General features: G+C 70.0%; 27 protein-coding genes. 11 read left to right on the forward strand and 16 right to left on the reverse strand.

What is annotated here, in order from left to right:
• Positions 1 to 53 precede the first annotated feature (53 nt).
• The 3 genes from VN461_20170 to VN461_20180 all read left to right on the forward strand — a co-directional run bounded on the left by VN461_20170 (position 54) and on the right by VN461_20180 (position 1,520).
• A complete protein-coding gene (locus VN461_20170; protein ID HXB57091.1) occupies positions 54 to 596 on the forward strand; it encodes a hypothetical protein in 543 nt (180 codons plus the stop codon).
• Between the two features lie 60 nt (positions 597 to 656).
• Positions 657 to 1,049: a hypothetical protein gene (locus tag VN461_20175; protein ID HXB57092.1), complete on the forward strand. Its 393-nt coding sequence runs from the start codon at positions 657 to 659 to the stop codon at positions 1,047 to 1,049.
• Between the two features lie 87 nt (positions 1,050 to 1,136).
• A complete protein-coding gene (locus VN461_20180; GenBank protein HXB57093.1) occupies positions 1,137 to 1,520 on the forward strand; it encodes a response regulator in 384 nt (127 codons plus the stop codon).
• Positions 1,521 to 1,580: 60 nt separating this feature from the next.
• Here VN461_20180 and VN461_20185 read toward each other — a convergent pair whose 3' ends face one another.
• The 6 genes from VN461_20185 to VN461_20210 are packed head-to-tail and all read right to left on the reverse strand — an operon-like array spanning position 1,581 to position 6,804.
• Entirely contained in the window at positions 1,581 to 2,492 is a 912-nt protein-coding gene (locus VN461_20185; GenBank protein HXB57094.1) for a PfkB family carbohydrate kinase, read from the reverse strand.
• 10 nt (positions 2,493 to 2,502) lie between these two features.
• Positions 2,503 to 3,369, reverse strand: coding sequence for an S-methyl-5'-thioadenosine phosphorylase (gene mtnP / locus VN461_20190; protein HXB57095.1), 867 nt, complete (start codon positions 3,367 to 3,369; stop codon positions 2,503 to 2,505).
• Positions 3,366 to 4,205 (reverse strand): MBL fold metallo-hydrolase, encoded by an 840-nt coding sequence (locus VN461_20195; GenBank protein ID HXB57096.1) that lies wholly within the window; start codon positions 4,203 to 4,205, stop codon positions 3,366 to 3,368. Before VN461_20195 ends, mtnP begins: the two co-directional genes overlap by 4 nt.
• Positions 4,206 to 4,215: 10 nt before the next feature.
• Positions 4,216 to 4,641 carry a methylmalonyl-CoA epimerase gene (gene mce / locus VN461_20200; GenBank protein ID HXB57097.1) on the reverse strand — a complete coding sequence of 142 codons (426 nt, stop codon included), beginning with the start codon at positions 4,639 to 4,641 and terminating at the stop codon, positions 4,216 to 4,218.
• Complete coding sequence (gene meaB / locus VN461_20205) at positions 4,638 to 5,612, reverse strand: methylmalonyl Co-A mutase-associated GTPase MeaB (protein HXB57098.1); 975 nt, start codon at positions 5,610 to 5,612, stop codon at positions 4,638 to 4,640. The genes mce and meaB overlap by 4 nt, the downstream gene beginning before the upstream one ends.
• A gap of 10 nt (positions 5,613 to 5,622) precedes the next feature.
• Positions 5,623 to 6,804 carry an acyl-CoA dehydrogenase gene (locus VN461_20210; GenBank protein ID HXB57099.1) on the reverse strand — a complete coding sequence of 394 codons (1,182 nt, stop codon included), beginning with the start codon at positions 6,802 to 6,804 and terminating at the stop codon, positions 5,623 to 5,625.
• Positions 6,805 to 6,919: 115 nt separating this feature from the next.
• On the opposite strand from VN461_20210, the gene hisC reads away from it, so the two are divergent.
• From hisC to VN461_20230, 4 genes are read left to right on the forward strand one after another with little or no spacing between them, the layout of a single operon-like run.
• Positions 6,920 to 8,074 carry a histidinol-phosphate transaminase gene (gene hisC, locus VN461_20215; GenBank protein ID HXB57100.1) on the forward strand — a complete coding sequence of 385 codons (1,155 nt, stop codon included), beginning with the start codon at positions 6,920 to 6,922 and terminating at the stop codon, positions 8,072 to 8,074.
• Between the two features lie 36 nt (positions 8,075 to 8,110).
• The gene (locus tag VN461_20220) at positions 8,111 to 8,545 is read left to right on the forward strand and encodes a CBS domain-containing protein (protein ID HXB57101.1); all 435 of its coding nucleotides are present in this window, start codon (positions 8,111 to 8,113) and stop codon (positions 8,543 to 8,545) included.
• A gap of 39 nt (positions 8,546 to 8,584) precedes the next feature.
• Positions 8,585 to 9,301 carry a class I SAM-dependent methyltransferase gene (locus VN461_20225; protein ID HXB57102.1) on the forward strand — a complete coding sequence of 239 codons (717 nt, stop codon included), beginning with the start codon at positions 8,585 to 8,587 and terminating at the stop codon, positions 9,299 to 9,301.
• Positions 9,294 to 10,073, forward strand: coding sequence for a class I SAM-dependent methyltransferase (locus VN461_20230; GenBank protein HXB57103.1), 780 nt, complete (start codon positions 9,294 to 9,296; stop codon positions 10,071 to 10,073). Before VN461_20225 ends, VN461_20230 begins: the two co-directional genes overlap by 8 nt.
• Before the next feature lie 14 nt (positions 10,074 to 10,087).
• Here the strand turns inward: VN461_20230 and pepE are convergent, their stop codons facing one another.
• From pepE to VN461_20245, 3 genes are read right to left on the reverse strand one after another with little or no spacing between them, the layout of a single operon-like run.
• Positions 10,088 to 10,789 carry a dipeptidase PepE gene (gene pepE, locus VN461_20235; GenBank protein ID HXB57104.1) on the reverse strand — a complete coding sequence of 234 codons (702 nt, stop codon included), beginning with the start codon at positions 10,787 to 10,789 and terminating at the stop codon, positions 10,088 to 10,090.
• Complete coding sequence (locus tag VN461_20240; GenBank protein HXB57105.1) at positions 10,786 to 12,261, reverse strand: diguanylate cyclase; 1,476 nt, start codon at positions 12,259 to 12,261, stop codon at positions 10,786 to 10,788. Before VN461_20240 ends, pepE begins: the two co-directional genes overlap by 4 nt.
• 45 nt (positions 12,262 to 12,306) lie before the next feature.
• Positions 12,307 to 13,749, reverse strand: coding sequence for an FAD-dependent oxidoreductase (locus VN461_20245; protein ID HXB57106.1), 1,443 nt, complete (start codon positions 13,747 to 13,749; stop codon positions 12,307 to 12,309).
• Positions 13,750 to 14,215: 466 nt separating this feature from the next.
• On the opposite strand from VN461_20245, the gene VN461_20250 reads away from it, so the two are divergent.
• Both VN461_20250 and VN461_20255 read left to right on the forward strand, forming a co-directional pair.
• On the forward strand, positions 14,216 to 14,548 hold the full coding sequence (locus VN461_20250) for a metalloregulator ArsR/SmtB family transcription factor (GenBank protein ID HXB57107.1): 333 nt from the start codon (positions 14,216 to 14,218) through the stop codon (positions 14,546 to 14,548).
• Entirely contained in the window at positions 14,541 to 15,026 is a 486-nt protein-coding gene (locus VN461_20255) for an SRPBCC family protein (GenBank protein HXB57108.1), read from the forward strand. Before VN461_20250 ends, VN461_20255 begins: the two co-directional genes overlap by 8 nt.
• An 89-nt stretch (positions 15,027 to 15,115) precedes the next feature.
• Here VN461_20255 and bla read toward each other — a convergent pair whose 3' ends face one another.
• Positions 15,116 to 16,585 (reverse strand): subclass B3 metallo-beta-lactamase, encoded by a 1,470-nt coding sequence (gene bla, locus VN461_20260; GenBank protein HXB57109.1) that lies wholly within the window; start codon positions 16,583 to 16,585, stop codon positions 15,116 to 15,118.
• A 178-nt stretch (positions 16,586 to 16,763) separates the two neighbouring features.
• Complete coding sequence (locus VN461_20265; GenBank protein HXB57110.1) at positions 16,764 to 18,314, reverse strand: SpoIIE family protein phosphatase; 1,551 nt, start codon at positions 18,312 to 18,314, stop codon at positions 16,764 to 16,766.
• A gap of 71 nt (positions 18,315 to 18,385) precedes the next feature.
• Between VN461_20265 and VN461_20270 the strand changes: the two genes are divergently transcribed.
• On the forward strand, positions 18,386 to 19,033 hold the full coding sequence (locus tag VN461_20270) for a methyltransferase domain-containing protein (protein HXB57111.1): 648 nt from the start codon (positions 18,386 to 18,388) through the stop codon (positions 19,031 to 19,033).
• Between the two features lie 24 nt (positions 19,034 to 19,057).
• On the opposite strand, the gene VN461_20275 is transcribed toward VN461_20270, so the two are convergent.
• The 4 genes from VN461_20275 to VN461_20290 form a co-directional block, all read right to left on the reverse strand.
• Positions 19,058 to 20,269, reverse strand: a complete 1,212-nt coding sequence (locus VN461_20275) for an MFS transporter (protein HXB57112.1) — start codon at positions 20,267 to 20,269, stop codon at positions 19,058 to 19,060.
• A 4-nt stretch (positions 20,270 to 20,273) separates the two neighbouring features.
• The gene (locus tag VN461_20280) at positions 20,274 to 21,296 is read right to left on the reverse strand and encodes a GntG family PLP-dependent aldolase (GenBank protein ID HXB57113.1); all 1,023 of its coding nucleotides are present in this window, start codon (positions 21,294 to 21,296) and stop codon (positions 20,274 to 20,276) included.
• A complete protein-coding gene (locus VN461_20285; protein HXB57114.1) occupies positions 21,293 to 21,970 on the reverse strand; it encodes a sterol desaturase family protein in 678 nt (225 codons plus the stop codon). The genes VN461_20280 and VN461_20285 overlap by 4 nt, the downstream gene beginning before the upstream one ends.
• A 166-nt stretch (positions 21,971 to 22,136) precedes the next feature.
• Complete coding sequence (locus tag VN461_20290; protein HXB57115.1) at positions 22,137 to 22,655, reverse strand: DinB family protein; 519 nt, start codon at positions 22,653 to 22,655, stop codon at positions 22,137 to 22,139.
• A 79-nt stretch (positions 22,656 to 22,734) separates the two neighbouring features.
• Between VN461_20290 and VN461_20295 the strand changes: the two genes are divergently transcribed.
• Positions 22,735 to 23,118 (forward strand): tautomerase family protein, encoded by a 384-nt coding sequence (locus tag VN461_20295; protein ID HXB57116.1) that lies wholly within the window; start codon positions 22,735 to 22,737, stop codon positions 23,116 to 23,118.
• A 14-nt stretch (positions 23,119 to 23,132) separates the two neighbouring features.
• Here VN461_20295 and VN461_20300 read toward each other — a convergent pair whose 3' ends face one another.
• A complete protein-coding gene (locus VN461_20300) occupies positions 23,133 to 23,351 on the reverse strand; it encodes a cytoplasmic protein (protein ID HXB57117.1) in 219 nt (72 codons plus the stop codon).
• Between the last annotated feature and the right edge of the window lie 59 nt (positions 23,352 to 23,410).

Below are 23,410 nucleotides of genomic sequence, written 5' to 3' on the forward strand. Positions count from 1 at the left end.
CGGCCCGGGGGCCAATGGCAGTACACTCCTCAGGGTGTCGTCGGGAGGCGGGCGTGGGAAGAACTTGTCTTTTAGCGATTTCGGCCGCGCTGGTCCTCCTGGGCTGCCAAACGCACAGCGAGGAGCAGACGGGCCGTTCCTCGGGTACGCCGGGCGCGCCCACCGCCGTCAATCCCATCCCGGTGGCACCCGCCCCCACGCCTAGGGCGACCGCGGTCCCGCCCGCGAATCCGTCGCCCAACCCGAGCTCTCCTCCTCCCGGGACCGGCGCCGACATACCCAGCAACACGAATCCCGTGGCCCGCGCCGACGCCAAGGTTACGGGGGTGTACTGCAACAACCAGCCCATGCCCGCCACCACCAGCGCCGCCGTGGGCTGCGTCATTCGCCTCGACGTGACGCCCAAGGACGGGCATGGCCAGGCCACCCAAGCCAAGACCGACCCGGTGTGGACCTGGAGCAACACCAGCTTCTGGATCGGTCACGGCGGCAGCGCGTACAACCCGACCATGCTCGGCCTCGCCCCCGGCGTCACCAACGTCTACGCGACCGTGGACGGGGTTCGCTCGAACGCCTTCGACGTCACGTTCTTCTAACCCCGCGCCGTGGATCAGGAGCGGAGAGGAACCCGTACGCGCTCCCGCGCCCATCCGCTCGTGGCGAGAGTCCGCCGGGCCCTGCCCCGCCCGCGCGCGGCCGCCCGCTTCCTCCGCCTCCTGGAGCGGCGGCTCCAGAGGCTAGAGGCGGTGGCCTCGGGGGCGGACGCCAAGAGCCTCCTCCTGGGTCCGCGGGACGAGGCCCGGGCCCGGCGCTTCCTGGCCGCGCGCCGCGACGCCTGGGATGATGGCGACGAGACGCTGGTGCGAGCCTACCTGGACGGCTGGACGCGCCCAGGGGAGGACAAGTCGCGGGCCGCGGTCCGCCGCCTCGCCGACGCAGCGCGAGCCCTCGCCGCCCTCGAGGTCCGGCCGCAGACGCTCTGGTTCTTCCTGTGGGAGATGGAATCGATCCTACGGGGCCTCCGCCGAGCGCGGGCTTCTAAGCCCTGAAGGCGGCAAAATTTTATGTATGCTGACAATGCCCGGCTTGCCTTGTTAGAATCCCCCCCACGCGCAAATGGCCGGGCGGAGGTCCTGATGGCCAAGAGGATCCTTGTCGTGGACGATGACGAGAACATCCTGAGCCTCGAGCGGACCATCTTGGAGCAGAAGGGCTTCGACGTGACGGGGGCGGGCGGGGGCGCGGAGGCGTTGAAGCTCCTCGCGGACCAGGTCTTCGACCTCGTCCTCCTGGACGTGATGATGCCGGAGGTCGACGGCTTCACCGTCTGCCGCAAGATCAAGGAGGATCCCCGCTTGAAGGACGTGCCCGTGATCTTCTTGACCGCCAAGGGGGGCGGGGAGGCCCTGGCCGAGGGCTTCGAGTCCGGCGCCATCATGTACATCAACAAGCCGTTCACCGCCAACAAGCTCCTCACCATCGTGAACACGATGCTGGAGTCGGGTCCGAAGCTGAACTGATTTAAGGGGCCGCCCCAAAGCCCCACCCCGAGAAGCGCGGCCGGACCCGCGCGACCCCCCTCAGATGTTGTCGAACTGGGTCAGGCTCTTGAAGAGCCGGAAGCGCTCATCGATCTCGGGGCGGGTCAGGGTGAGCAGGCGGTCGAGGCTGAACGCCTCCACGCAGAAGGAGGCGAGCGCGCTGCCCATGATCACGGCCTGGCGCAGCACGCCCTCTCCCGCCCCCGCGGGCGCGGCCGCGAGATAGCCCAGGAAGCCCCCCGCGAAGGTATCGCCCGCCCCCGTGGGGTCGAACACATCCTCCAGGGGGTAGGCGGGAGCGGCGAAGGAGCCCGCCTCGGAGAACATGAGGACACCGTGCTCCCCCTTCTTCACGACCAGGGTCTTGGGGCCCATGGCCCGGATGGCCCGCGCGGCCTTGACGATGTTCCACTCTCCCGAGAGCTGCCGGGCCTCGGCGTCGTTCACGAGCAGGATGTCCACCCGCTTCAGGGTCTCTTGGAGCTCATTGGGCTTCCCCGAGATCCAGAAGTTCATGGTGTCGCAGGCCACCACCCGGGGGTTGTCCACCTGGGCCAGCACCTCCCGCTGCAGGACGGGATCGATGTTTCCCAGGAACACGTGGGAGGAGCCGCGATAGCGGGCGGGGATCTTGGGCTTGAAGAACTCGAAGACGTTGAGGTCGGTGCAGATGGTCTCCCGGGAGTTGAGGTCGTAGGAGTACTTGCCCTGCCAGTGGAAGGTCGCGCCCTCCATGCGCTCCAGGCCCTCGAGATCGATCGGGCGTCCGCGGAAGGCGGCGAGCTGCGCCTCTCCGAAGTCCCGCCCCACCACCCCCACCAGGTTCACGGGGGCGAAGAAGGAGGCGGCCACGGCGAAAAAGGATGCGCTGCCCCCGAGGACCCGCTCCGCCCGCCCGAAGGGGGTCTCCACGGTGTCGTACGCCACGCTGCCCACGACCAGTATGGACATTCGTTCCCTGCTAGGAGATGTACTTGCCGATGACGGGGGCCAGTTCGCGCTTGACCTTGTCCGGGACCAGGTGGGAGGGGGTCACGAGCGCGGACTTCAGGGCCTCCGCGCACTCGCAGCCCCGGGGGATGGGGAGATGGCGCAGGGCCGTCTTGAGCACGGCCTGGGCGGCGGCCGCGTTCTTGCCCAGGTTGGAGATGATGTACTCCGCGGTCACGGAGTCGTGCTGGGGGTGCCAGCAGTCGTAGTCCGTGACCATGGCGAGCGTCGAGTAGCAGATCTCCGCCTCCCGGGCCAGCTTGGCCTCCTGCAGGTTGGTCATGCCGATGATGTCCATCCCCCAGGAACGGTAGAGCTCGGACTCGGCCCGGGTGGAGAACTGCGGCCCCTCGATGCAGAGGTAGGTCCCCCCCACGTGATGGGTGACCCCCGCCTCCGAGCAGGCCGCCGCCATGACGCGCGAGAGATTGGGGCAGAAGGGATGGGCGAAGGCCACGTGGGCCACGAGCCCGCGGCCGAAGAAGCTGGAAACGCGCTGGGTGGTGCGGTCCACGAACTGGTCGGGGATCACCATGTGCAGGGGCGCGTAGGCCTCCTTCAAGGAGCCCACCGCGGAGACGGACAGGATCCACTCCACGCCCAGGGCTTTCAGGGCGAAGATGTTGGCCCGGAAGTTGAGCTCCCCCGGCAGCAAGCGATGCCCTCGGGCGTGGCGGGGCAGGAAGGCCACCCGCTTCCCCTCCAGCGTCCCGATCACCAGGCTGTCCGAGGGCGGCCCGAAGGGCGTTTCCACCGCCACCTCGCTTCGGTCGCGGAAGCCCTCCATCTCGTAGAGGCCGCTTCCCCCGATGATGCCGATCCGCACGCTCTCGCTCACTCTCCCCCCTCGCTCAGCCGATAGCGGTCACCCTCGCGACAGACCCGCCCCAGCGGCGTCTCCCGGTCGTGATAGAAGAGGAGCCAGGCGTCGCTCTCCGCGGCCTTTTTGAGCAGCTCCCGCTTCGCCTCCAGCGTCGCCACCGGGTAGAGATCGTAGCTCATGACGAAGGGGAGGGGCAGATGGCTCGTGGTGGGGAGGAGGTCGGTGGGGATGTAGAGGGCGTTCCCCCCTCCCTCCACGATCACCATTTGATGATGCGCGGTGTGGCCCCCCACCCTCACCACCCGCACCCCCGGCGCCACCTCCGCATGACCGTCGAGCAGATCCACCTGGCGAGCCTCGGCGAGAGGAGCGATATCGACCTCCCGATACGACGCCCGGCTGCGCTCGTGGGGCCGGGTGGCGTCCTCCCATTCCCCCTTCTGGACCAGATAGCGCGCGCGGGGAAAGGTCGGGACCGGCCTCCCCTCCTCGAGCCGGGTGTTGCCCCCGGCGTGGTCGAAGTGGAGGTGGGTGTTGATCACGATGTCGATGTCCGCGGGGCCGAGGCCCAGCGCTCGCAGGGAGCCGAGGAGGGTCGACGATCTCTCGATGCCGTAGAGGCCCCGCTCCTTCTCGTTCCACTTGTCGCCCATGCCGGTGTCCACGAGGATCCTTCGGCCCGCAGTCTCGACGAGGGCCACATTGAGGCCGAGGGTGACACGGTTCTTTTCGTCCGGGGGATCGGTCTTCTCCCAGAGGCCGCGCGGCACCACCCCGAAGAGGGCCCCTCCGTCCAGAGCGAAGGCTCCGTCGTGCAGGATGTGGACCCGGATGTTTCCGAGCTCGAGCACGCCGCCTCCCTCAGGTCCGCTCGGGCCCCGGTGCGCCGGCCGGGGCTTGCTTCAGCTCCAGCAGCACGCCTCCGGCCGCCTGGGGGTGGATGAAGGCCACCCGGGAGCCATCGGCGCCCGCCCGCGGGGCCTCGTCGATGAGCCGCACCTTCCGGGCCTTCAGCTCCGCGAGGGCGGCCTCGAGGTCATCCACGAGCACGCAGACGTGGTGCAGGCCCCCCCGCTTCTCGAGGAAGCGGGCGATCACGGAGCGGGGATCGGTGGGCTCGAGGAGCTCTAGTCGGGACTCGCCCACGGGCAAGAAGGCGGCCCGGACCCTCTCCGTGGGCACCTCGTGTGTCGACTCCCGCGTGAAGCCCAGGGCCTCCCAGGCCTTCATCGCCTCGGCCAGGCTCGGCACCGCGATGCCCAGGTGATCGATCTTGAGAATCTTCATGAGAGTCCCATCTTCTTCAAGAGCCGGTCGGCGGCGGTCAGGGGGTCCAGCCGACGGCGGGCCAGGCGGTCCACCGTCCGCTCCAGCTCGGGGGGGGAGAGGTACCGGGTCCGCATCCGGCCCAGGAGCCTCTCCCTGATCGTGTCCTCCAGCTGGCGGCGGAGGTGGACCCGCCGCTTGCGGGCCAGGAGGCCGGTGGCCTCGGCCCAGACGCGGAAGGTCTCCACCGCCTTGAGCAGGTCGTCCACCCCCTGGTCCTCGGTGGCCACCGTGCGCACGATCGGGGGGATGTGGCCGTCGTGCGCGGCCAGGGAGAGCATGGACTCGATCTCCGCCACCACCCGCTCCACGCCCTCCCGGTCGGCCTTGTTCACCACGAACACGTCCGCGATCTCCATGATCCCCGCCTTCAGGGTCTGCACCTCGTCTCCGAGGCCGGGGAGGAGGACCACGATGCTCACGTCCGCGGTGCCCACGATCTCCACCTCGGCCTGGCCCACCCCCACCGTCTCCACCAGGAGCACGTCCTTGCCGGAGGCGGCGAGGACGGTCAGGACATCGCCGGTGGCCGCGGCCAGGCCCCCCAGGTGGCCGCGGGTGGCCATGGAGCGGATGAAGACCCCGCTGTCCGTGGCGTGGGCCTGCATGCGGATGCGGTCGCCCAGGATGGCGCCCCCGCTGAAGGGGGAGGTGGGATCCACGGCCACGATCCCCACCGTCTTGCCCTTCCGGCGGAGATGGGCGGTCATGCGGTCCACGAGGGTGGACTTGCCCGCTCCCGGCGGCCCGGTCAGGCCCAGGACGAGCGCGCGCCCCGCGTGGGGGAAGAGGGCGGCGAGCAGGCGGCGGGCTTCCGGCCCCGCCTCCTCCACGAGGGTGATGGCCCGGGCCACCGAGCGCACGTCGCCCTCGAGCACGCCCTCGACCAGGGCCGGGGACCGGCTCCTCGCTTTCTTCTTCGGCTTTTTCATGGCGGGGGCGCTAGCGCACCATGCCGCGCAGGCCGAGCAGCTCGCGGGCGATGACCAGGCGCTGGACCTCGCTCGTGCCCTCCCCGATCGTGCCCAGCTTGGAGTCACGCCAGTAGCGCTCCACGGGGTACTCCTTCACGTAGCCGTAGCCGCCGTGGATCTGGATGGCTTCGGTCGCCACCTCCACCGCCGTCTCGCTCGCGAAGAGCTTGGCCATGGAGGACTCCGTGGTGTGCTCGCGCCCCTCGTCGCGGAGCGCGGCCGCCCGGAAGGTCAGCAGGCGGGCGGCCGCGACCTTGGTGGCCATCTCCGCGATCTTGAACTGGACGGCCTGGAACTCGGCGATGGCGTGGCCGAACTGCCGCCTGCCCCCCGCGTACTTGATGGAGGCCTCCAGGCTCGCCTGGGCGATCCCCACCGAGAAGGCGGCGATCCCGATGCGCCCGCGGTCGAGGATGCGGAGGGTGTCGATGAACCCATGACCCTCCTGCCCGAGGAGGTTCTCGGCCGGGATCCGGCAATCCTCGAAGATGAGCTCGGAGGTGTCGGAGGAGCGGACCCCGAGCTTGTCCTCCTTCTTCCCCGCCCGGAAGCCCTTCGTCCCCCGTTCCACCAGGAAGGCGGAGATCCCCTTCTTGCCCTTCGCGCGGTCGGTCACGGCCATGACCACCGCCGTGTCGGCCACGCGGCCGTTGGTGATGAAGGTCTTGGAGCCGCTCAGCACCCAGTGGGCGCCGTCCCGCACGGCCGTGGTCTTGGTGCCCCCCGCATCCGAGCCCGCGCTGTTCTCGGTCAGGCCCCAGCAGCCGATCTTCTCTCCCCGGGCCAGGGGGGCGAGGAAGCGCTTCTTCTGCTCTTCGCTCCCGGCCAGAAAGATGTGGCCGGAGCAGAGGCTGTTGTGCGCGGCCACGGAGAGGGCCACCCCCGCCTCCACCCGGGCCAGCTCCTCCAGGACGATCGCGTAGTCCAAGGTCGTGAGGCCGGAGCCCCCGTACTCGGGGGGCCACACGACACCCATGAGCCCCATCTCCCCCAGCTTCGTGAAGACCTGGCGCGGGAACTCCTGCCTCTCGTCCCACTCGCGGGCGTGCGGTCCGAGCTCGGTCTCCGCGAACTCGCGGACCGTCTTCTGGAGGAGGCGCTGCTCCTCGCTGAGACTGAAGTCCAAAGGAAGGCCCTCCGCCGCGGGCACCGCGGCTCTGGTAGCGGGTTTCGATGATAGTGGAGGCCCGAAGGGCAGGCAAGGCGGTTGCCGGCCACGGGATTACGCCCTACACTCGGTCCTCTCCGAGACAGGAGGCTCCTATATGCCCACGTTCTCCCGTCGTTCCTTCACCGGTGCCCTTGGCGCCGGGCTGGGCGCCACCCTCATGGGGCCCCGGCTCCTGGGTTCTGCGGCCCTGGCCCGGCCGCGGGTGTCCACGGGGGGGAGCATCCTCCTCGACTCCAACGAGAACCCTTACGGGCCCTCCCCGGCGGCCCTGGCCGCCATGACGCACTCCCAGGCCCGGGCCGCGCGCTACCCCGACGCCATCGAGCGCGAGGTCGCAGAGGCGCTGGCCCGCGACCATGGGGTGGCGCCCGAGCAGATCGTCCTCGGCTGCGGCTCGGGTGAGATCCTCCGCATGGCGGACATGGCCTTCCTCTCCCCGGGAAAGACGGTGCTGGCGGCGGAGCCCACGTTCGAGGCGGTGCTGATGTACGCGCGCGTGACCAAGGCGGAGGGGGTGAAGGTTCCCCTGGACGCGGAGCACCGCCACGACCTTGCCAAGATGGCCGCGGCCTGCGACGCGAAGACCGGCCTCGTCTATGTCTGCAACCCCAACAACCCCACCGGCACCGTGGTCAGCGGCGACGCCCTGGGGGCGTTTCTGCCCCGGGTGCCCAAGACCGCGGTCGTGCTCGTGGACGAGGCCTATCACCATTTCGTGGAGGACCCGGGCTACCGGAGCGCCTCCGAATGGCTCTCCCGCACCCCGAATCTGGTCGTGGTCCGGACCTTCTCCAAGGTCTACGGCCTGGCCGGGATGCGCCTGGGCTACGCCGTCGCTTCCCTGGAGAACGCCCGCGCCCTCCGCGAGCATCAGATCTTTAGCAACGCCAACGGGGCCGTCCTCGAGGCCGCCCTCATCAGCCTCCAGGACCCCGCCCACGTGGCCGACCAGCGCCGGCGCAACCGAGACACCCGGGCCTTTGTCTGCGCGGAGCTCAGCAAGGACGGGCGCCGCTTCATCCCCTCGGAGACGAACTTCCTGATGATCGACGTGGGCCGCGACGTGGTGGCCGTCATCGACGCTCTCCGCAGCCGGAATGTCCTCGTGGGCCGGAAATTCCCGTCGCTTGCCAACTGGCTAAGGGTCTCGATCGGCACTCCCGCGGAGATGGAGACCTTCCTGGCCGCGCTGCGCGCCGTCCTCCCCCTCGCCACCGCGGTGGCCGGGGGGCCCGCGACCGCCCCGTGAGCGGGAGCACAGGGCCGGTTTGGGAGTGGATGTACCATGAGTCCCGTGCAGAAAAGACCGACGGTTGCGGAGTTCATGACCCCCAACCCCTTCACCCTGGAGCCGGAGGAGAGCCTCATGCAGGCCCTGGAGACCATGCGCCTAAGGAGCGTGCGCCGGATCCCCATCGTGCTCGCGGGAATGCTGGTGGGCCTTCTCGTGGAAGGGGACCTCAAGCGGGCCGAGCCCTCGACGCTCTCCGAGTCCCAGGAGGACTTCACGCGAGTGATGGAGGGGACCACGATCGCCCGGATCATGATCCAGAACCCGGTCACGGTCACCGCCGCCACCCCCCTGCTCGAGGCCGCCCACACCCTCCACAGCACCAAGTACGGCTCCTTGCCCGTGGTCGAGGAGGGGCGGCTGGTGGGGATCATCACCGACAACGACATGCTCCGCGCCCTCATCGAGATCCTCGGCCGCGAGGACTGAACGCCCTTAGGCCCCGGGAACGCCTCTAGCATCGGTCACGTGCCCGTGGAGGACCCCGACGTCGAGACCTCGTCCGAAGGCTACGCCCGCCGCTTCGCGGGCCCTCTGGGCGCCTTCTTCCTGGAAGTCCAGGCTCGCGCCACCGTGGAGCTGCTCCAGCTCTGGCCCCGCTCCCGCATCCTCGAAGTGGGAGGCGGCCACGGGCAGGTCACGGGCCCCCTTCTGGACGCCGGCCATGAGGTCACCGTCTTCGGTAGCCCGGGGGCCTTGGGGGAAGGAATCCGCAAGTGGACGGAGACCGGGAAGGTCACCTTCCGGGCCGGCGACCTGCTGCACGCGCCCTGGCCCGACCGCGCCTTCGACGTGGTGATCTCCTACCGCCTGCTGGCCCACGTCGAGGGCTGGCCCGCGCTCCTGGGGGAGCTGTGCCGGCTCGCACGCTACGCCGTGCTGGTCGACTACCCCACGGCCCGAAGCGCCAACGCCGCCGCCTCCGCCTTCTTCAGCCTGAAGAAGGGGGTGGAGGGGAACACCCGCCCGTTCACGGTCTTCCGCGATGCCGAGGTGGAGGAGGCTCTCGCCGCCTCCGGCTTCCGCGTGACCGGCCGCCGGGCGGAGTTCTTCTTCCCCATGGCCGTGCACCGCGCGCTGGGCTCAGCCCCTTTGGCCCGGGCCCTGGAGGGGGCGGCGGCCGGCCTGGGCCTCACCCGCAGGCTGGGGTCGCCCGTGATCCTGAGGGGCGAGCGCCGTGGGTGACACCCCTCGCGAGTGGGCGCTCGCCCTCTATCGCCGCTCCGTCCTGAAGCAGCGGAAGTTCGCGGAGCTGGCCCGGATGGTGGGCCCCACGGACGGCCTCCGCTGCCTCGACCTCGGCTCCGACAACGGCGTGGTCAGCCTGCTCCTGCGGGAAGGCGGCGGCCGCTGGGCCTCCGGCGACCTGACGGAGGAAGCGGTGGCCTCGATACGCGGGCTGGTGCAGGAAGACGTGCACCGGGTGGAGGGCGGCCGGCTCCCCTTCGCGGACGCCTCCTTCGACAAGGTGGCGGTGGTGGACATGCTGGAGCACGTTCCCGACGAGGCGGCCTTCGTGGCGGAGCTGGCGCGGGTGACCAAGCCCGGCGGGCGGCTGGTCATCAACACCCCCCACCAGAAGCGCACCCTCCTCCGCCGCTTCCGCCACCTCCTCGGCCAGACGGACGAGAAGCACGGCCACCTCAGGCCCGGGTACACGCCGGAGCGGCTGGCCGCCCTCCTGGCCGAGGGCTTCGCCCTCGAGGCCCACTACACCTACTCGCGGTTCTTCTCCGAGCTCGTGGACACCCTCCTCAATTGGGGAATCGAGCGGCTGGGCAAGAAGGGATCGAGCAAGGGGATGGTGGTCACGGGCGGTGACCTCCAGAAGCACCGCCGGCTGTTCCTCGCCTACTCCGCGGTCTACCCTCTGGTGAAGGCCTTCGCGAGCCTGGACGCGCTCCTGCCGGGGGCGAGCGGGTACATGCTGATCGCGGCCGCCCGCCGGGAGGGCTGAGGCGAGCGCGCCCTCTAGGCCCGGAGGAGCTCGTCGAGCGCGGTCCCTGGGGGGACCTCCTCCGGCTCTTGGCGGGGGCGGAAGATCCGGGCTCCGTTTTGGCCCTCGAGGCGGAGGCCCTCTCCCTCGAGGAGCAGCCAGGCCCCTTCCCGCAGGGCCACGACCGGGGTGTCGTTCTCCTCCAGGTACTCGCGCAGGCGCTGCTCCCGCGTCTCGCCCATGTGGCGGGAGGAGGCCTCGGCGTCCAGGTAGTGGGGGTTGATCTGAAAAGGGACGAGGCCGAGGGCGGCGAAGCCCTGGGGCTCCACGATCGGCATGTCGTTGGTGGTCTTGATGGTGGGGGCGGCGATGTTGGTGCCGGCGCTCGCCCCCAGGTAGGGCATCCCCGCCCGGGCCCGCGCCTTGAGAAGGTCGAGGAGGCCCGAGCGCTGGAGCTTCTCGAGGAGGCGGAAGGTGTTGCCGCCCCCCACGAAGACCGCCTCCGCCGCCTTCAGGGCGGCCGCCCCCCCCGCGTCCGCGGTGAGGCGCACGACCTCGATCCCCTCCGCCGCGAACCGCGCCCCCGCCTTCTCGGTGTAGACGGCCTCCTCGCGGAGGGCGAAGGGAACGAAGAGGAGACGGCGGATCCCGCCCAGATGCGCGCGGACCGCGGCCATGGCGTGGTCGAGGTAGCCGGAGCCGAAGCTCGTGGAGTTGCTGAGGAGGAGGAGCCTCACCGGCCCGTCTTGCGCTCCCCCTTGTCCTCGTACATCCGCTTGTCGGCCAGCCGGATCAGCGACTCCTTGGTGGAGGCGTCGCCCGGGTAGGTGGCGATCCCGTACGACATACCCAGCCGCACGTTGATTCCCTCCTCCTGGAGGAAGGTGTGGCCCTCGATCAGGCGGCGCAGCTTCTCGGCCAGGACGCTGGCGGCCGCGAAATCGGTCTGGGGGAGGATGATCACGAACTCGTCCCCCCCGTAGCGGGCCGGGTAGTCGGTCTCCCGCACCGCGGCCCGGATCAGGAAGCCCACCTCGCGCAGGGTGCGGCTCCCCCGGAGGTGCCCGTACTGGTCGTTGATGGGCTTGAAGCGGTCGAGGTCCGCGAAGATCAAGGAGAGGAGTGATCGGTACCGGTCCACGAGCTTCAGCTCGCGGTCCAGGATCTGGTGGAAGTAGCGGAAGTTGTAGAGGGGTGTGACCTCGTCGCTGATGCTCAGCTCGCGCGTCTTCTGGAAGAGGCGGACGTTCTCGAAGGCGAGGGCCACGGAGTCGGCCAGGGGCTGCATGCGGGCGAGGGTGGAATCGTCGTAGCCGTTGCTCTGCTCGGAGCCCAGGGCCAGGACCCCGATGCTGCGCCCCCGGGAGTTCAAGGGAAGGAGGACGTAGGACCTTATCCCCTCCTCCAAGAGCCGCATGTCCTCGATGAATTGGTGGTGATGGACAAGGTCGCGCTGGAGGATGGCCTTGTTGTTGAGGACGACGGAGCCGGGCCCGCTCCCCACCACCGGGATCACGGTTCCCAGGCCCCAGGCCGTGCCCTCGGGATGGGCCACGATCTCGATGTAGTCGCCGGAGTCGTTCACGAACCCGCAGGCCAGGCGGTCGAAATTCTGGAGGGCCACGATCTCGCGCGCGAAGGCAGGGATCACCGTCTTCAGCTCCATGCCGGAGGTGAGGGTGGCGGTGATCCGGTTCAGGATCTCCACCCGGGTCGAGAACGCGCGCAGCTCGGCATAGAGCCGGACGTTCTCCAGCCCGTTGCCGATCTGCTTGCCCAGGGCCTCCAGGAACTCCACGTCCGGGGAGAGGCTCTCGATCCGTCCGTCGTGGAGAAGAAGGACGCCGAGGTCGCGGTCCCGGGTGGTGAGGGGCGCCGCCGCCAGCCAGCCTCCGTCCGCGATCTCCCGGACCGCGGGACGGCGCCGCGCGAGGGTGGACTGGGCCAGTTCCAGGGCCCCCGCCACGTCGGGGAGGCCGCACTCCGCGGCGGGGGTCAGCCTCTCGTCCGGCCCCAATACGAACGTGACGCCGCCGGTGAGATTCAGGGCCTCCACCACATGATCGAGCGTGGTCCTTAGCAGCCCCGCCTGGTCGTGCTCGACCGTGAGGTCGTCCACCAGGGACATGAGGGCGCGGATCGTGCGGTCCTGGGCGAGGGGATCGCTGGCAACGGGGACGCGGGGCGCGGGCCGATCGGGCGGCTTCATGGGCCTCTCCGCACTCCGGGGACGCCCCCGGACGCTCGGCTCATTCTAAGCGTGTCGATACGTCTTGGCGAGGGCCGCGCGCTCGAGTCCCACCCGGACGCGGTCCCAGCCAAGGGCCGCGGCCATCGCTCCCACGACCGTCTCCAGGTCCACGGCGGAAGGGGGTCCCACCGTGCCCAGGTCCAGCCGGCGGAGCACCGCGTCTTCGAGCGTGACCGCCATCTCATCGCGCACGGCCTCCCCCACCCGCTCGGCGAGAGGGCCCTCGAGGGGCCGGGCCCGGGCGAGAGGCGTGATTGCGGTGCGGCACTTTGGAGAGGGCCGCCCCAGCCGCCGGAAGATGAGGTCCACTACCTTCTCCGCCACCCCGCGGGCGGTCGTGTACTTCACTCCCTGGACGGAGACGAGGCCGGGCACGCCGTCCGTCGTCTCGTGATCCAGGAGACGGGGCCGGGTGACGAGGCCGCCCGCTCCGTTTCGACCGGGCACCAGACCGCGGTGGACGAGGACCACGTCGTCGGGGGTGAGGCCGACCCAGGGGAAGGCCGAGGCCGCCTCCGCGACAAAGGCCTCCACCGCCCCTGCTCCGTCCGTCTCCGCGGGCTCGTATGCAGTGCCAATGAGAGAACGGTCTCGCCAGGGCACGAGGAAGAGGAAGCGTCCGCCGCTATTGGCGCCCAGCGCACGGCCGCCTGCGGCCGCGGGCCGGCCGAGCACCAGGTTCATTGCGCGCAGGAGGGGGGCCTTGGGTCGCTTGATCCCCGCCCCCCCCAGAAGGTCGTCGACGCCCGGTCCGGCCGCGTTCAGCACGAGCCGGGCGCGGACTTCCAGGGAGCCTCCCGTCAGGGTGTCCTTGGCCAGAACCCCGCTCACCCGCGCGCCCGCCCGGAGGAAGCCCGTCGCCGCCGCGTGGTTCGCAACGATCGCGCCCGCCTCGACCGCCGCATGAACGAAGCCCAGGCTCAGCCGTTCGCTGCTCGAGACCTGGGCGTCCGTCCAGAGGGCGCCGCCCGTCAGGCCGCCCTCGGGAAGTCCCGGGATGAGGTCCAGCACGTCGCGCCGGGACAGCGAGCGGGCAGGCGGGATCCGCTGCTCCGGGGCCAGGCCGTGGTTCCGGTCGCGGCCTAGGAGGTCAAAGAGCCAAAGGCCTGCGGCCAGGGCCTCCCGCCCCTTAGCGCCGTGGCCGTACGTCGGGACCAGGAAGTTCAGGGGCTTCACGAGCACAGGGGCGATCCGGAGCAGCGCGCGGCGCTCCCGCAGCGACTCCCGCATCTGGCCGATGTCGGCCTTCTGCAGATGACGAAGGCCGCCGTGGATGGTCTTGAGGCTGTTCCAGGAGACGCCCGCCCCGAAGTCCTCCGCCTCGATGAGGGCCACGTGGAGGCCGCGCTGGGCCGCGTCCCAGGCCGCGGTCACGCCGTAGATGCCGCCCCCCACAATGAGGAGATCGTGCTCGCGCGCGGCGAGAAGACCGAGGTCCCGTTTCATCTTCTGCGGCCCAGACCTCCGGTCGCGGGAGAAGGAGCGGCCTTCAGGCGTGCTCGAGAACCGCGGTGTCCGGCCACTGCCCGACGATAGCATCGGGGCCTGGACCCTGGGTAACCCCCGCCGACCGCGGGGGGCGGCTGTTGTTTCTGGCCCTGGTTCCGACAGTCGGCCTGCTCCTCATGACGGGCGCGTGCGCATACATGGCGCGGCAACAGTTCTTCAACAATGCGCAAGCCGAACTAGCGGCCGCCAGTCCAGGTGAGCAACCGGCGACATCGCTAGGCTGGTGGCGGCCCTGGCTCAAGGGGAGACCAGGGCCGGTCGGTCTTCCGGGACGACGGCCCGCTAGGGCCGACACCGGCGGCCCAAGGCGGTCCTACCGGCAGCGAAATTCGACGCAATAAAGCGCTTGACATGCAAGGTACCACTTGCCTATTATAGGCAAGTAGTTGCTTGCGTATAGAACATGGCAGAGCGCCACGACACCGACGTGCTGTTCAAGGCCCTGGCCGATCCCAGCCGGCGCAAGCTGCTGGACCTGCTGCATGCGCACGACGGCCGCACACTCAACGAGCTGTGCGAGCACCTGGACATGACGCGGCAGGGCGTGACGCAGCACTTGGACTTGCTGGAGGCGGCCAACCTGGTCGCCACCGTGCGGCGCGGCCGCGAAAAGCTCCACTTCCTCAATCCCGTACCGCTGCAGGCGATCTACGAGCGCTGGATTGCCAAGTTCGAGAAGCCGCGCCTCAAGGCGCTTGACGATCTGAAACGACGACTGGAGAAAGCCAATGGCTAGATCAACCTTTGTCTATGTGAGCTACATCCGCACCACGCCGGAGAAGCTGTGGTCAGCTCTGACCGACGTGGAGTTCATAAAGCAGTACTGGTTCGGCGTGCGCTGCGAGTGCCAGTGGACGGTGGGATCCTCGTGGAAGTTGGTGGCCGGCGACGGTCAAATCCTCGACGCCGGCGAGATCCTCGAGGCCGAGCGCCCGCGGCGCCTAGTGATCCGCTGGCAGCACCAGAACAAGCCCGAGCTCAAGGCCGAGGGCGAGTCGCAATGCACGATGGAGCTGGAGCCCAGTGGAACGGCGGTCAAGCTCTCCATCACCCACACCGTCGAGCGCGAACCCTCGAAATTCATCGAGGCGGTGTCCGGCGGCTGGCCGAAGGTCGTCTCCAACCTGAAGTCCCTGCTGGAGACCGGCTCCATCGTTCTGCCCGACCCGTACCCGACGGGCAATCAGCGGCAGATGCCTGCGGCCAGCCGCTGACACACCCCAGGTCTCCGGGCGCATGGTTTCCAGATCTCCGCCGGGGGGAGGGGCCCCGTCCGCCAGGACGTCGACGCGGATCCGGGTCGTCATGGCGGCGGCCAGCCGGTCGCCGGATCCAGCCATTCCTTCCGGGGCGTGAAGAGAAGCCCGTGGTCGAGGCCCAGCTTCAGGACCGCTTCCTTCGCGGCCTTGAGCTGGGGAGCGCGGGCGAACGTTTCGCGACAGGAGGGGTGGAAGCGATCGACCTCGTCGTAGACGGAGAGGACGCGCCCCCGGAGCCGGGGGGCCAGCGCCTCGGTCCCCCCGCCGCAGGAGCCGAGGACGACGACGTTCAAGCCGTCCTCGCCCAGCTCCGCCGCGGCCGCGAGGGCGAGGAAGCCGCCCTTGGAAGCGCCGAGCAGGGTCACCCTCTCCGGGGCCGCGCCCGCTTTGACGAGCGCCCGGACCTGGCCGGCCACCCGGGCCGCGAAGGGAAGGCTGGCCTCTCCCTTCCGGACCTCGCTGATCACGGTGAAGCCACGCTCGGCCAGGGCAGCCAGGATCGCGTCGTACGCGTAGGGCCCGAAGTCGGGGCTGACCGCGTGGCGGCCCTGGTCCTCCAGGATGCGGCCGTGCAGGTAGATGAGATAGCGAGCGCGGGGATCGATCGTGGCCGGCACGTCCTCGTGGACGGACCCGGAAGGGCGGCCACCGCTCGCCTCCCCCCGCTCTTGGTCCAGCTGCTTGTGGTAGACCTGCTCGGCCCGGGCCACGGCCGTCTGGTAGCCCACGGGGTCGATGAAGGGGTTGGGGGTGGCCCCGGTGCGGAGCCGGCGCGCCTTGTCGTCCGCTCCGTAGAGGGAGGCGTGGGAGGCGAGGAAGACCTCCCCGGACAACCCTTTGAGGACGCGGAACGTCTTCGCGTAGTCCTCCGCGATGCCTGGGTAAGAAGGCTTGTTCAGGAGGCGTGTGCCGGGGTTGATGCTCATGCTCCCCACGATGACGACCTGTCGGGTCTTCTCCGCGTCCTTGACGTCGAGGGTCCAGGTCGTGCAGCCGGGGGTGTGGCCGGGAGTGCGGACGGCGGTCAGGGTCGCGCCTCCGAGCGAGACTTTCTCGCCGTCGTGGAGGACCCGGTCCACCGGACAGGGGGGCCAGAAGTACTCCTCCCCGAAGAGATAGTCCCCTTTGCCGCCGGCCGCGAACACCCCGTCGTCCCCTTCCATCACCATGACCCGGGCTCCCGTGAGCTCCCGCAGGCGCGGGATGCCCGCGGCGTGGTCGAAGTGGGCGTGGCTCTGGAGCAGGATCTTCACGTCCTCCAGGCGGAAGCCCAGCGCGCGCACGTTTTGCTGGATCTGGGGCGCGGTCTCCACGAAGCCGCCGTTGATGATGATGTGGCCTTCCGGGGTCGCCACCAGGAACGAGGTGATGTCGCTCGCCCCCACGGAATAGAGGTTGCCGATGATGAGATAGGGCGCCGCCGGCCGATTCATGGAGCGGTAGGTCTCGTTCGACTGCGCGCCCACGAGGGGGGCAATCAAGATCGACATGAGGAAGATCGCGCAGCAGCGCATGGTCGGTTACCTCCTTTTCGAGGAATCGAGCCTCTCCCCGCGGGGAGCCGTGCTCCCTCCAGCACAATGCGCGCCAGGCAGGAAGGCGTTGGCTGCCTGAGTGATGAAGCGTCTCGACGGGGGGGGTGTGTCCAGCCCCAAACGACGTCGTGTCCGGACAGGCACGCCCGGGGTCGGCTCAGGCGGAACCTTGGGCTTGCCCCACCCGCAAGACCACCATGGTGGCGTCGTCCGAAGCGTCCATGTCCCCGCGGTGGGCCCGCAGCGCTTCGCCGACACGGGCGAGGAGCCGGGCCACGTTGCTCTCCCGCTCCTCGACCAGGAGGGCCTCCAGCCGGCCCATGCCGAAGGCCTCCCCCCCCTCGTTCTCCGCCTCCACCAGGCCGTCGGTGAAGAGAAAGAGGCCGTCCCCCGCGCCCAGGGCCACCCGGCGCTCCTCGTAGCCGCCCCCGGGAAGCAGACCCAGCGGCCGGCCCGTGGACTCCAGGCATTCCAGGCGACCATCCGCCCGCAACCCCACCTGCGTGTTGTGGCCGGCGCTCACGTAGCGCAGCACACCCCCCCGCCCATCAAGGATGGCGAGGAAGAGGGTCAAGTAGGTGGCGCCAAGGGTGGAGGCTGCCATTTCGTCGTCCAGCTGCGCCGCGAGCACCGCGAGGTCGCTCTCCAGGGGCAGGCGGGCGCGGAGGGTGGCCTGGACGTTGGCCATGAGCAGCGCGGCCGGCAAGCCCTTGCCCGAGACGTCACCGACCATCAAGGCCGCTTCTCCGTCCGCGAGCCCGAAGTAGTTGAAGAAATCGCCCCCCACCTCGCGGGCGGGAATCGAAACCCCGTTCGCCTCCGCGAATGGGAGGCGCAGGGGCGACCGGGGGAGCAGGTACTCCTGGATGCGGCGGCACATCTCGAGCTCCTTGTGCAGCCGCTCCTCCTGCAAGAGGTGCTCCTGGTGGGCGCGCAGGTCCTTGGCCAGGCGATTGAACGTGGCGGCCAGGCGTCCGAACTCCCGCCCGGAGAGCATCGGCACCTGCGCATCCAGATCCCCGCGGGCCAGGCGCTCCGCCCCCTCGGTGAGGGTGGCCAGGTTCCGGGTCATGCCTCGCGAGAGGGGCAGGATGCCGAAGAGCGCGAGACACACCATGCCCAGGCCGTAGCCGAGGTTTCGCACCGCGGTGCGTCGGATCTCCCGGAGCGACTCCCCGACCGGGCGGGCCACGCCCAGAGTCAAGCCGGATTCGGGGTCGCGGCGGGAGACTACCACCCAGTCCCCGCTCCCCGCGGAGGTCATGCGGGGCTCGGGGCCGGTGACCAGGGTCAAACCCAGGGCCTGGAGGGTCTTCAGATCCGCGGGGTCCGGGGCGTAGATCTTGCGGTCGGCGTCGAGGGCGAATGGGATCCCGCCCGGCTGACGCTGGCCACCGGAGAGGACGGTGAGGAGGAGGCTGCGCAGCTCAGCCTGCTCCGCGGTGGCGAGCGCGTCCAGGCGCGCCTTCTGATAGGCGGCGCCGCGGGGCTCCCGCGACCGCTGGCGCATCCTTTCGATACGGCCGGAGAGCTCGTGGGCCACGGCGTCCAGCCGGCTGCTCATGTCCTCGGCCAGAGCCCCCGCCTCCTCCGCCACCGCCCGCCGGAAGGCCCGCTGGGAGGACACGTACGAGTAGACGGTCACGCCGCTCAGGGGAACGACGCTCAGGAGGAGGAAGGCCAGGATGAGCTGGGTGCGGAGCTTCATGGGGCGGGAGTCGTGGGGTTCCTTCGCCGAGCCAAGAACAAAAGCCTATCATGCGCAGCGGATCGGCTAGCATGGCTTCGATGAGGGCCTACTACGACCGTCGGGCCCCCGAGTACGACGACTGGTATACGGGCGAGGGCCTTTTCGCCGCCCGTGAGCGGCCGGGCTGGGAGGAGGAGCGGGCCGCCGTCATCCGCCTGGTCGCGGGTCTCCCCCCCGCCCGGGTCCTCGACGTGGCCTGCGGGACCGGTTATCTCACCCGGCACCTCCAGGGTGCCGTCCTGGGCCTCGATCAGAGCGCGGCCATGCTGAGCGTCGCCCGCGGCCGCGCCCCCCGCGCCTCCTGGGTGCGCGGGGACGCCCTGGCCCTCCCCTTTCCCGATCGCAGGTTCGACCGCGTCTTCGTCGCCCATTTCTACGGGCACCTGCTACCCGACGACCGGGCGCTGTTTCTGGGCGAAGCCCGCGCGGTGGGGGACGAGCTCGTGATCGTGGATGCGGCCTGTCGGGGGGGCCCTCCCCGCGACGAGTGGCAGGAGCGGATCCTCTCCGACGGGTCGCGGCACAAGGTCTTCAAGCGCTTCTTCTCCGCCCCCGCGCTCCTCGCGGAGCTCGGGGGAGGAAAGGTCCTCCACGAGGGCCACTGGTTCGTGGCGGTGACGGCGTCGAGCGTCCGAAGGGAGACGACGCGCGCGGCGGCGGCGGGCTGGGGGGACTAGACTCCCGGGCCTCCCCGGTGGGGATCAGCGGGGGGGCGGAGGATCGGCGAGGGGCACGCCGCGGAACCGGAAGTAGAGGGCGAGGTCGTACGCGATCTTCAGGCCCCCGGCCAGGAAGAAGGGCACGCCGCTCGCCGCCCGGGCCAAGGCAAAACCGGAGAATACCGGGGCCGCGGACTGGGCCAGGGCCCGCGCGCTGGTGGTGAAGCCGGCGGCCGCGGACCGCTCGTCGGGCGCGACCAGGGCCATGGTGTAGGCCTGGCGGGTGGGGACATCCATCTGGGACAGCAGGTGACGGGCCAGGAGGGCCGCCGCGGCCAGAGGGAACGAGGGCATGAGGGGGACGAGCAGGAGCAGCACGTTGGAGGGCAGGTGGGTCAGGACCATGGTGTTCAGGAGTCCGATCCGCTCGCCCACGGGGGCGGCGGCCAGGAAGGACAGGGCGGAGAGCAGGTTGGTGCCGAAGAAGAGCGGCCCCAGAACCTCGGGGCCGACGCCGAACCGCAGGTGAAACCAGTACGCGAGCAGGGCCTGGACGATGAATCCCCCCGCCAGCGCGTCCACCGACTGCAGGGCGGCCAGCTCCAGGACGATCCCGCGGGAGCGGTGAAGCCCGAGCGGAGAGGGCGGGGAGGTCGAGCGTCGGTCCGGAGCGAGGCGGGTGTAGAGAAGGGTCAGGGCCAGGCCGCCCCCGGCATAGAGCCAGAGCAGCCCGCGGTAGGCTTCTATGGGGGTCCCCCCCCGCGCCTCGACCGCGTGCAGCCAGAGCCCCGCGGCCAAGGCGCCCAGGGCGGCGGGCAGGAACCCGCAGATGTTGTACCAGGCGTAGGCGCGCGTCCGCGCCTCCGCGGGCACGGCTTCCGCGAGCATGGCCTGCTCGAGGGGAGAGAAGGGCCCCGCCTCCTGCCCGCTGGGGCTGAGGGTGCCGAGGACGGCCGCCGCCATCAGCACCCAGGGATCATGGGCCACGGCCAGAAACACCCCCGCCACCGCAATGAAGGGGGCGGTCAGGATCAAGATGCGCCGCCTCCCCACCCGATCCGCCACCGCGGCCAGCAGGGTGGTGAGGACCGCGTCCTCGACCAGGGTGGCCGTGAACACCCCGCCGATCTGGGCCGCGGAGAGGCCCCGCTCCGACAAGAAAAGGGCCAGCACCACCGACAGGTAGCCGAAGGAGAACGTTCGCAGGGCGCGGCCCGCGAAGACGAGGCGCCCGTCGCGGCTGAGGGCGAGCACGAGCTCAGGCGAGGACGGCGGCGAGCGCGTCCGCGGCTCGCTCGCAATCGGCACGCGAGACGTCGTGGTGGGTCACGAGGCGCAGGGTGGAGGCGTCCATGGCGGAGGCGAGCACGCCGCGAAGGGCCAGGGCCGCCGCCACCTCCGGGGCCCGGTCTTGTTCCATCCTCCCCACCACGATGTTCGTGCGCGCGGGCAGGACGCGCACGCGGGGGGCGAGCGCGAGACGGCGGGCCAGGACTTGGGCGTTCTCGTGGTCCTCGACCAGCCGATGGACCATGGTGTGCAGACCAACGAGGCCAGCCGCGGCCAATATCCCGGCTTGGCGCATGCCCCCCCCGAGCTGCTGCCGCACCCGCCGCGCTCGGGGATAAAGACGCGCCGAGCAGAGGAGCATGGAGCCCACGGGTGCGCAGAGTCCCTTGGAGAAGGTCACCATCGCGGTGTCGGCGCCTTTCAGCAGCTCCCGCGGCGCTACCCCCTCCGCCACCGCCGCGTTCCACACCCGGGCCCCGTCGATGTGCACGTTCAGGCCCGCCTCGCGGCAGGCCGCGATCGTTTCCGCGGTCTCCCGCGCGGAGGACACCACTCCCCCCGCGAGGTTATGGGTATTCTCGAGGACCACGAGGCCGACCTGGGCCCGGTTGAGGGCCGGGGGCTTGAGCGCCCGCCGAACGTGATCGGGCGTCAGGCGCCCGTCCTCCGTCACCACCACGTGGGGGGCCACCCCCGAGAGCGCGGCCATGCCCGAGAGCTCGTACTGCACCACGTGGCTGCGCTCGTCCGCCAGAACCTCCTGGCCCGGCTCCGTGAGGAGCCGAATCGCGATCTCGTTCCCCATGGTCCCCGAGGGGACGAAGAGGGCGGCCTCGAAGCCCAGGCGTTGCGCCGCCTCCTCCTGCAGCCGGTTGACGGTGGGGTCCTCTGCGTAATAGTCGTCCCCGACCTCGGCTTCGGCCATGGCCTGCCGCATGGCGGGCGTGGGCCGGGTCACGGTGTCCGACCGGAGGTCTATGGGTGCGGTCACGCCGCGCGGTCGCGCGGCCCGCGGGCGTAGAGGAGCTTGCGGTCATCCTCCGGGATCCGCGTCCCCACGAGCAGGTCCCAAAGGCCGCTCGTGAGGCCGTAACCCACCTCCGCCCCCCGCTTGCTGTGGTGGTACATGTGGTGGCGGCGGATGTAGTCGAAGTACTTCCACCGGAAAAGGTGGAAATGCACGGTGTAGTGCACCCACTCCTCCATCACGTAGCACAGCAGCAGGGCCGCCACCACCACGGGGGCGGTGGCCAAGGGAGCCCGGGAGGCGGCGAGGACAAAGAGCACCGCGAAGGGGATGCTGTCCAAGTAACCGTTGATGTACAGGCCGTCCCAGGGGCGCTGGTGGTGATCCCCATGCATGGTGTCGAAGAAGGTGTGCATCCGGTGTTTGAGCCAGTTCTTCCCGTCCGGGAACCGGCCGTGGAGGATGAAGCGATGCACGATGTACTCGAGCCAAGTCCAGATGACGACCCCGAGCGCGAGGGAGGCCAGGGTCACGAGCGGGCGCGAGTAAAGGGCGAGCGGCACCACGATCGCCGCGTAGGTCGTGTAGAGGATCGTCACCGGGTAGAAGCGTCGGCGGGCCTTTTTGGCCTCGTCGGCGAGAACGACCCCCTGGGGGAACTCGGGCAAGGGGATGCCATCAACGGATTTCAGGATCATCGGTGTCTCAGACTCAAAGTAAGCAAAGTAACCGCTTTGCGGGCCCCTGGTCAAGGGGGGCCGTCCAGGCCGCACGCCCCCCCTATTCTTACGACCATGAGGGTCAGCAGGTTCAATCGAGGGCGGAGGCGCAGGGGGAATGGACCCACCGCCCGCCGGGCCGAGCTCATCCGCGCGCCCGCCGCCGCTCTGCGCGCTCCCGATCCCAGAAAACGAGGTCCGTGGAGACGACGCGGGCTTTCAGGAACCGGAGGAGGGTGGTGACCTGGCCGCGGTGGTACGTCGAGTGGTTGGCGACGTGCTGGACGAGCTGCCAGAGGGGAGCCTCGAACGGCCTGCCCTTGAGATTTTGGTAGCGGACCTTCTCGCGCACCGCCTGCTCCCGGAGGCTCTTGAACCAGGCCTTCCGATGCTCCTCCACCACCCGCCACCGCTCGCGGAGGGCGAGCACATCGGGAAACTCCCCCTCGTCGATCATGCGCGGCGGGGAGACCCCTTTGAACCGCTCCAGCCAGAGCCACTCCGCTCCCAGCATGTGGGCGAGGGTGCCCCGCACCCCCCCATGGCTGGATCCGAGGTCGCGCTTGAAGTCGTCGACACTCAGGGTGGCCGCCGAGCGCACGATCCGGTGGTTGGCCCAGGTCGTGTATTCCAGCAGCCGGCCGAGCGCATCCTTGTTGGTCATGACGGCCCTCCCGGACCGGGTACATTCTACGGGGCGGCGGGGCTAGAATCACCGCTCCCTTGGTCCCAGGAGGATCGACATGCCCCTCGTGCGCATCAGTCTTGCTCCCGGCCGCGGCCCCGACGACCGGCGGGCCATCGCAGACGGCGTCCATCGGGCCCTGATGGAGACCGCGGGCGTGCCCGCCGCCGACCGCTTCCAGGTCGTGGAGGAGGTACCGGGGCCGGACCTGCACTTTAGCCCCGAATATCTCGGAATCGCGCACACCCCGGGGATCGTCTTTGTGCAGATCTTCCTCAACGTCGGGCGCTCGGTGGAGGTCAAGAAAGCCCTCTACGCGAGGATGGCGGAGAACCTGGCCGCCTCCCCGGGCCTGCGCAAGGAGGACCTGGTGATCAACCTCGTGGAGGTGGCCAAGGAGAACTGGTCCTTCGGCAACGGCCTCATGGGATACCCGCCCTGACAGCGACCGCCCGGTCAAGACTCGATCAGTAGAGGAACCGCCCCCGTTACCTTGCGCGAGCCCACCGACGACCCGCAGGCCCGGCAGAGGTACTCGTGGAGCTCGCCGTCGGGCAGGATCAGGAGCAGCCGCTCCCGGACCGGCTGGGCGGTTTGGCAGCGCCCGCAGAAGAGGACGGAGGCCTGAAACTCCTGGAAGCTCTCCGGCCCGGGCGAGGGACGTCGTGGCAGCATGCATCTAGCTTTGACGGGCACCCCCGGACGAGTCAAGCGGGCCCATAGGGCTCCCGCTC

Source organism: Vicinamibacteria bacterium (genome assembly GCA_035570235.1).
Taxonomy (GTDB): domain Bacteria; phylum Acidobacteriota; class Vicinamibacteria; order Fen-336; family Fen-336; genus DATMML01.